The following is an 8,125-nucleotide window of genomic DNA, read 5'->3' on the forward strand; positions in this document are numbered from 1 at the left end:
GGCACAAGAGGTTCTTCGGGCTTTTCAGCGGGATGAGATAGTGCAGAGAGTGCGGAATGCACGTTGTTGATTAGAAGTGACAGGTCCGAAATTGCGACACTATTGTTGCCCACATGCGCGGCAACAATATCTGCGGTGAGGGTGAGCAGATCACCCGTATCCTGGGGAATATCGTTCATTTGATTTTTCCTGATGGTTGGTTGCGACCGGCGCCGTAATCCTCACTGGAGAGCCGTCCTGCAAGCAGTTTTTTCATTATACCTGCGAGGTAGGCTGCAGGAAAGCGCCATGATTTGACATTCAATAACTTACAAAGGTGTAAGCTTATAGTGCCGTCAAATGAAGACACATCGACATTTCAAGCACTACCGCGAACCTGCCCGACAAACCGCCTCTATTTTCGGCGACCCATTCTTCCTGAACTATCTTCCGATCGCCGGTGTCATTTAGCCGATAGCGCCGAGACAATGTCGGCAGCTCGCGACACCGGAATGAACATACGGGTCTTGAACTGGATGATTTCTGTGAAACAGCCATGGGCTTTCAGCGATGGCAATGACCGCGGATCGAACCCGTTGAGCTCGAGGCGCGATTCTCCGTTAACGCGCCGGCGCTGAAGCGTCAGACCCGTGCTGCTCCCGATCGGGACGGTCTTTCCTTCCCATGCGGCGGCGACAATTTCGGCGGGCGCAAGTTCGATCGCGCCGGCGATACCGAGCTTGCCGAGCAGCGCGTTTACGTCGCCGCGCGGAACTATGCGGCCCAGCAGCGCGCGTCCGTCGGCTGTCACGAGGCGTCGAACCTCAGGATCATCACCAAGCAAGTTCCAGATCGGAAGAAGGCGGCCGACGGCGAGGAAGAAGCGCTCGCGATTGGGATTTTGGCGGAGCCCGTCGCACTCGGCCGTCCAGCAGTCTGCGAAGGTCCCGGCGTCGACCGGCTCCCACATGCTTTCCTCGAGATCCCCGGCGGTGATAAATTGACGGTTCCCGGGGCGGGTGAGCTGCCAGGTTGCAACGGCTTCGCCTGCGTCGGTCAATCGGGTTCGCGCCGGCGTTTGCAACGCAACCTTTCCCGAACGCGCATTGCGCAAGTGGAGTGCCCGCGCGCCGAAACGTTCCGCCAAGGCGGACACGTCCGCCAGCGAGCGCATTTCGCGCTGCCATTCGGCCTCAACGGTGAGGAGCCGTGTTGAGGTCGACGTGTCCGCCCCACCGCGGAGGGTTATCTCGTCGGCGATTGTCAGCTTGTCGGCGCGGATGGTTTCGACGCCGGCATCGAAGGTGCCAGCCTTCTTTGCGGCATCGATGCGGGTTTCGACAAGACCGAGATATTCGTCAAAGATTGCATTCTGGATCGCGATCGGCAGAGCAAGAATGCGGTTAAGCCACCGTTGGATGGGCGGGAGTTTTTCGACCAGCTCGCCTTCATATTCAAGGCGCAAGCCGGTGCGGTGACAGAAATCACCGAAGGTGACGCTGGTCAGTTTGCCGCGATGCAACAGTCGATACCAGGTCAGCAGCGCATCCTTGGCATAGTCGCTTTCGAGATTGTCCATCGGATCGAAGAGATTTTGCCCACCCGTCTGGCGCTGCCCCCGGGTAAGCGCGCCGAGCGCATCAAGCCGGCGCGCGATCGTCGATATGAATCGGCGTTCGCCGCGGCAATCGGTCGTCACCGGGCGAAAGATCGGAGGTTCAGCCTGATTGGTGCGATTAGTTCGGCCCAGCCCTTGAACCGCGCGATCGGCCCGCCAGCCCGGTTCGAGGAGGAAGTGAACGCGGCGCTGCTGGTTTTGGTGATCGAGGCTGGCATGATAGGATCGGCCCGTACCGCCTGCGTCCGAGAAAACGAGGATGCGCTTGGCGCCGTTCATGAAGGCGTCGGCATCAGCCATGCACGCCGAAGGCGAGCGGGACTGCAACTTCTGACTGCCATCGGGAAGGCGCACGAGACGTTTTGTCCGTCCGGTCACCTCGGCTACGGCGTCGGTACCAAATCGCTCGATGACGGCATCGAGGGCGGGCGCGATCGGCGGCATAGCGCCAAGCAGCTCGAGAGTGTCCTCGCGAATTCGCAGCGCCTCCTGACTATGCACCGGATTGCCGTCGGCGTCGGACAATGGGCGCGACCGTTCATTGCCGTCGTCATCGCTGACGATTTCCATCGCCCGCGTGGGAAAGGCGGCCTGAAGATAGTCCATCACGAGCTCGCGAGGCGAGAGGTCGAGCGCCAGCTCCGCGCGATCTGCGGGATCGAGATCGGCGAGGCGGCGCGAGAGCAGGGCTTCGCTTGTCGTGACGAGCTGGATGACGGCACTCTGGTCGGACTGCAGAGCGACATCGATCGCGGGGAGCAGGCTTGGCAGTTTCATTGCGAGAAGGAGCGCGGAGAAGAACCGCTGTTTCGCACTTTCGAAGCGTGATCGTGCGGCCGACAAGGCTTGGCCGTTGAGGGTAGCGCCAGTCAGCCGGTCGACGACGCTGGCGGCCGCAAGCGCCTCTTCCATATTCCGATGAATGATCGCCCAGGCGTCCGCATAGGTGTCGAAGTCTCTGATCTGCCCCGGCGTCAGCTCATGCTCGAGGATGTCATATTCGACACCGGCGTAGGAAAGCGCGCGCGCGGTATAGACACCCATGGCCTTCAGCTCGCGCGCGACAAGCTCCATCGCGGCAACGCCGCCGTCACGAATGCGCGCGGTAAACGCCTCGCGGTCGACAAACGCCGTGCCCTCGCCCCATAGGCCAAGCCGTGTCGCATAGGCCAGATTGTTAACGTCAGAGGCGCCCGTAGCGGAAGCGTATATGACGCGCGCGCGGGGCAAGCGGTTCTGAAGCTCGACCCCGGCAATGCCTTGCTGAGACCCCGATGTCGCTCCGAATCGCCCTTCCCCACCGGCGACGCCGCCCATGGCATGTGCTTCGTCGAACAGGAGCAATCCGTCGAACTCGTCGCCGAGCCATGTCAGGATCTGGTCAAGTCGGCGATCGCCACCAGCTTCGCTTCGCAAGGTGGCGTAGGAAGCGAACAAGATGGAATCGCCGATCTCGATCCCGGCGCCGGCACGGACACGGCCCAAGGGTTGAATGTCGAGCGGCGTCCCGCCGAGCGCCTGCCAGTCGCGGCGGGCGTCCTCAATCAGGGCGCTGCTATCGCTTAACCAGAGGTGGCGCCGGTTACCGCGAAGCCATTGATCCATGATGATCCCCGCGATCTGGCGTCCCTTCCCTGCCCCGGTTCCGTCACCAAGGAAGAAGCCCTGGCGATAACTTTGACCTTCGGCGTGGGGGATGAGGGCAAGGCCCTTATCCGGCAGGCGATAGCGGCCCGGGAGGTCGATGTCGGTCGCGGCGAGTGCGTGGACGATCGTCTCGAGCTGGGCCGCGCTCAAGACCTTGTCGTCGAGCACCCGTTTGGGAAGCTGCGGCCTATAGTTCGGCGCCGGTAGCGCGACGGCCGCCATCGCGGCAGACTCGACCAGCGGGCTCGGGTGCTCGGAAGGGTTGTCGAATTCTAGGCGCTGACTGCGCCATGGAACATATAGGGCGGCATCATCATGGGCCGCGGCGACGGGATCGTGAACCCGATAATCGACAGTAGCTATCTCGAAGCTCGGAAGCGGTCGCGCGGCCCGCGGGAAAGACTTGGCGGGGACTGCTCGGAACGCACCAAATAGCGACGCAGGCTTCGCCGCCCCCGGCGGCGGCGGCAGGGGAGCCGGTTGAATAACCGCGCGGGGCGGGACTTCGCGAATGGCTTCGAGAAGGCTGCGAACCGATGCCCGGTTGATTGTCGAGGGCGGGCGCCGGCCCCCGGATCCTTTGTCGGCAACGATAATGCGTACCGCGACCGATGTCCCCTTCCCTGTAAAGCCCTTGTCGAGCCGGAGCATCAACCGGACATGGGAACCGGAAACCGCGCGATCGAACAGCGAGCCGTGCTTTCCGCCCGGGTGGAAGTTGTCCGGCATGATGGCGACGACACGGCCGCCGGTCTGAAGGGCAGCGAGCGCAGCGGCGAAATGGCGGTGAGCGGCGAACGGGTCCACGGCGCCGGCTGCGTTGCGAGCGAACGGCGGATTCATTATCACGACAGTCGGTGCGACCGATACGTGCTGATTGATCTGAGCCGCGTTGAATGACGTGACGCTGATTCCGGGAAACAGGTGTCGGAGCAGCCCTGCCCTGACCGGATCAATCTCATTGATACAGACAGCTTTGGCGCGATCCGCCCATGTGGCGAGCATTCCCACGCCTGCGCTGGGTTCAAGGACGATATCGTCGTCGCCGATCGCGGCGAGGTGGGACACCAGCCATGCGAGCGCCAATGGGGTGGAAAAATGCTGGGTCGAGATTTGCTCCTCGCTCCGGACCGTTTGCGTCGGGAGCCGCCTCTCGAATTCCTCGAGCTTCTCGACGATCCCTGTTGGCGTCTCAGGAAGCATCATCGAGCGCAGCGCGAGTATCGTTCCGACCTCGATCGCGACGAAGCTGTCGCGTTGCGTCCAGGTTCCGTCGGCCGAGCTACTCCCATACGCTGCGGTCATTGCCTCGGTGGCGAGGCTTCTCGGGAGTGGCGCATCATTCTGAAGCGACTTTGCGATCTGGCACGCCGCAGCATATTGGCGCGCTGCCGCAGCAGGCGCCTGGTCGGTTTCGATGATCATGGAAGGGTCTCCTCTTTCGGGCCAATATTGGCCCCGAAAGCCCCTCCCCTTCTCTCACTCCTTTACGCCGGGCGTTGCTGTCTCAGTGGAGCATTCAGTCATCTATTGGCGTGCCGAAGTAGGCCAGGAGACGCCACGCGAGGTCGGGGTTCAACTCGACGAATTGTCGACGCCCGTCGGTGGTGTCGGCTATTTTGCGAATGAGCCCGTCATCGCACATTCGCTGGACAAGGCGGAGAGCCGTACTCAGCGGCAATGCGGAAGATACGCATAGATCGCCGGTGGCGATCTTTCTCTCTTCGCAATGCTGGATGAAGAGGTCGATCAGCATGTCCCACGCCGGCTCGCCTAAGTATTTCCTAGATCCAACAATATGTCTGCGGAGCAAGCGCCTCCGTGCAGTACGCCTTGCATTCGACAGCGCGAGGTCACGATCAGGAAATCCGGTCGACCGGCCAGAATCCCGGAGAAGGTGGTTTTTGACCATTTCCATGAGGCCGCGGCCATGTGGCCGCTGTCCGATCAGAGCGTGGCCCGATCGGCTGACGACGATGTGTTCGGTGAGCTCGATTCCCAAGTTGCTGGCGAGAGCCGCGAGTCTTTCCGTAGACGAGATATCCGCTTCGCTTGGGGTCGGATCACCACTGGGATGATTGTGCACAAGCACAATCGATGCCGCATCGAGCTCCAATGCTCGTTTGAATATGATGCGTGGATAGAGGATGAGCTGGGCCAGGCTGCCCTGCTGCAGCTGCTCGTCCGTTATGAGACGGCAGGCTCCGTCGAGGAACAGAACCCGAAGTACTTCTTCGGGAAGGCTCCCCATCGAGGTCTTGAGATAGGCAATGAGTTTCGGATCAGTCGGCGTGATAGTCCGGCCCATAAGGCTGGAGCGTAGTGCTTCGACACTGGCGGCGCGTGCCGCGAATATGAGGGCCGCAACGCTGTCTCGGCCTCCCAGGGTTCGCCGGAGAGCCTCGGGCTTCTGTGTCAGGACGCGGTCGAGGCTGCGGAATTCGCAGAGCAGCCGGTCAGCTATCTGAAGACTCTCGGAAGGTGCGACTGCAGCGATGAGGGCTGCCAGGACTGATCGCTGCCGCTCCTCCGCAACCGGGTCTGATGCCTCCAGGTTGCGGCGGCGAGGAGCGGCGGCAGAAGCCAGGAGGCAGCAACCTGCATCGTCAAATAGGCAATCGGATGCATCCCCACGTCCGCCAGCCGGCTGAAGTGCGCCAGAAGTGGCAAAGTCTGCAGGACAGCTGCCACCATCGGCCAGAAGCGATGTGCTGTCATCGCCAACATGAAGGTCAAAAGTGCCGCAATCAGGTCGAGAGCCAGATGGGCGGTATCGACGCTCGCGAACTGCGCAGGGATCAGAAGATGAACCAGCTGGTCGACGACGAGCATGCCCAGGAGGATTGTCGCCATCACACGTTCGGGGCCCCCTCCCTTCCATAGCGCGTAGGCCGAAGCCATCAGCAGCAAGATCAAGAATATGACTATCCGCAACATTCTTCCTCGAAATCATGCTGATGGCTCCCAGTCAAGTTTCAGGCGACAAGGGCAAGCTGCGCGCCGGTTGCTTTGGCCTGATTTGGGCATTCGTGCACATCAAGACCCGCGGTCTCCTGCGCGATGTCCGCGAGCTCGCCATGGACACGCAAGACGTCACCGCTTACCTCGACCAGCGAAAGCTGAGCCTTTGCGAGACGCATGATCGATGCCTGGCCGGCCTTGGGCGCCACGCCAACGCGCTGCCGGGCAGTGACGACGCTCGTCATAAGGGTCGAGACGGCGATGAGGGCGCTGTCGAGGCTTGCTTCGGCAAGGGGAACGTCCTGCTGAAGTCGCAGGGTCATTGCTTTGAGATTCTCAGGCATAACTTCTCCTTCCCCGGAAGCGAAGGACTTCCGGGCATTTGTTGGCGTTGCTTTTCAAAAGTTCAGCCGGAGACGAGCCGGGTCAGAGTCTCGGAAATTCCCAGACTTGCATGAACGACAAGCAGCAAAGCGACCAGCATCGTCATCATGAGCGCGAGGCGCGCCAAACCTTTATGATCTCGTCTCCAGATGAGCCCGAGCGGATCGGAAAGTCCTTCCACCGGTCCATCCGTGCTCCGAGCGGCGACTGCCATGTCGGTCAGATGGATTACGGTCGAGGGGTCTCCCTCCGCGAAGTCAGATGGCACTATTTCCGTCCTGTCGGGAATGTGTATCGGATCATATGTGATCCGATCATACTTTTTCTTGAGGCGTGCGTACTCGACTGCAGCCTGATCGCGCGTATCGACACCAAGGATGGATCGAGCCTTTGTAAGGCGCTGGTCGACCGTCGGCTTCGCCAGGCCGATCATGCGCGCGATCTCCTTGGAAGTTTTTCGTTCGAGCAGCGGGTCGAGGCAGGCGCGGTGTTTGTTCGTCAACCGCGACCAACGCTCGAAGTCGGCCTCATCGCTCACGAGAGCACCCGGCAACCTGGCGAGCCGGAAATTCCATGGTGGCCCTTCCGACCCCACGGCATAGCGTCGCCGCCCCATCGGAATGGGACGAACCATTAGCGCGCAACATCGCTCGCTCCCCTCGATCGACATTCGATCGTTATGGTCCGAAACATCGCGCGAGGCGGTTGATCCGGACATCTCTACATCTCTGTTAATAGGGCAAGAAGCCAATATTCGCAAACCGGCGACCCGGGCTTAATGGTGCCAATCTGGAAGTTTAAGACATGATAGGCCAAACATGGACTGTTTTAACTTGCCTACAGGCTGTGGCTAAGCGACACTGTTGGCATCCTTGAACATCGTATAGGGGTTTCGTCATGAGCGTTCACAAGGCTCGTATCGTGTCGGGCGGCAGGCTTCAAATTCCGGCGGACGTGCGTAAGGCGCTCGGGATCGCCGATGGGGACGATGTGCGCCTCGAGGTTGTCGACGGAGAGTTGCGCGTCCGATCATTCCAGACAGCGCTTGGCCGTGTGCGAGCTCTTGTCCGCCACCATGTCCCTGCCAGCGCTTCGCTGGCCGACGAATTGATCGCGGATCGCCGGTCGGAGGCCGCGCGTGACTGATTATGTGCTTGATGCCTCCGCCGTCCTCGCCGTGATTCAGGAAGAGCCTGGAGCGGAGCGGATCGAAGCGCATCTGGACACCGGCTGCATTAGCGCAGTGAATCTGGCCGAGATTGTGGGCAAGCTGCAAGATCGGGGGCTTGGCGACAACGAAATCGATGAGCTGATTGCATTGCTCGACCTCGACACACGCATTTTGGACAAGGAGGGCGCGGTTTTCATGGGCAAGCTGCGGCAATCGACGAAGGTCGCCGGCCTTTCGCTTGGCGACCGGGCTTGCCTTGCGCTCGCACACTCCCTCGGGGCGACGGCTATCACCATGGACCGGGCGTGGAAGGATCTCGAAATCGGCGTCGCCATCGAAGTTGCCCGGTGATGAGACTGCAGCAC

At 61.1% G+C, this 8,125-nt stretch carries 8 protein-coding genes; 2 read left to right on the top strand and 6 right to left on the bottom strand.

The genetic code is table 11. The features are described 5' to 3' along the window. From ABS88_RS21065 to ABS88_RS21090, 6 genes are all read right to left on the bottom strand, one after another. The coding region (locus ABS88_RS21065) for a MucR family transcriptional regulator (RefSeq protein ID WP_286750491.1) at positions 1-179 on the bottom strand (179 nt) is incomplete at its 3' end. 263 nt (positions 180-442) lie between these two features. Then, on the bottom strand, positions 443-4,669 hold the full coding sequence (locus ABS88_RS21070) for a strawberry notch family protein (protein ID WP_095389371.1): 4,227 nt from the start codon (positions 4,667-4,669) through the stop codon (positions 443-445). A 94-nt stretch (positions 4,670-4,763) separates the two neighbouring features. Beyond that, on the bottom strand, positions 4,764-5,552 hold the full coding sequence (locus ABS88_RS21075; RefSeq protein WP_176473678.1) for a JAB domain-containing protein: 789 nt from the start codon (positions 5,550-5,552) through the stop codon (positions 4,764-4,766). Between the two features lie 152 nt (positions 5,553-5,704). Continuing rightward, positions 5,705-6,160, bottom strand: coding sequence for a hypothetical protein (locus ABS88_RS21080; protein WP_176473677.1), 456 nt, complete (start codon positions 6,158-6,160; stop codon positions 5,705-5,707). Positions 6,161-6,219: 59 nt separating this feature from the next. Then, positions 6,220-6,549 (bottom strand): hypothetical protein, encoded by a 330-nt coding sequence (locus ABS88_RS21085; RefSeq protein ID WP_255247302.1) that lies wholly within the window; start codon positions 6,547-6,549, stop codon positions 6,220-6,222. Between the two features lie 62 nt (positions 6,550-6,611). Continuing rightward, positions 6,612-7,127: a helix-turn-helix transcriptional regulator gene (locus ABS88_RS21090; protein ID WP_095389367.1), complete on the bottom strand. Its 516-nt coding sequence runs from the start codon at positions 7,125-7,127 to the stop codon at positions 6,612-6,614. A gap of 359 nt (positions 7,128-7,486) precedes the next feature. On the opposite strand from ABS88_RS21090, the gene ABS88_RS21095 reads away from it, so the two are divergent. Next, on the top strand, positions 7,487-7,735 hold the full coding sequence (locus tag ABS88_RS21095; RefSeq protein WP_037514232.1) for an AbrB/MazE/SpoVT family DNA-binding domain-containing protein: 249 nt from the start codon (positions 7,487-7,489) through the stop codon (positions 7,733-7,735). Further along, positions 7,728-8,111, top strand: coding sequence for a type II toxin-antitoxin system VapC family toxin (locus tag ABS88_RS21100; protein ID WP_095389365.1), 384 nt, complete (start codon positions 7,728-7,730; stop codon positions 8,109-8,111). Before ABS88_RS21095 ends, ABS88_RS21100 begins: the two co-directional genes overlap by 8 nt. Positions 8,112-8,125 lie beyond the last annotated feature (14 nt).

This window comes from Sphingopyxis sp. SCN 67-31, assembly GCF_001725095.1.

Excerpts from the sequence above, each read along its gene's own strand:
- ABS88_RS21095 (WP_037514232.1), top strand. The coding sequence starts at position 7,487 with ATGAGCGTTCACAAGGCTCGTATCGTGTCGGGCGGCAGGCTTCAAATT.
- ABS88_RS21085 (WP_255247302.1), bottom strand. The coding sequence starts at position 6,549 with ATGCCTGAGAATCTCAAAGCAATGACCCTGCGACTTCAGCAGGACGTT.
- ABS88_RS21075 (WP_176473678.1), bottom strand. The coding sequence starts at position 5,552 with ATGGGCCGGACTATCACGCCGACTGATCCGAAACTCATTGCCTATCTC.
- ABS88_RS21070 (WP_095389371.1), bottom strand. The coding sequence starts at position 4,669 with ATGATCATCGAAACCGACCAGGCGCCTGCTGCGGCAGCGCGCCAATAT.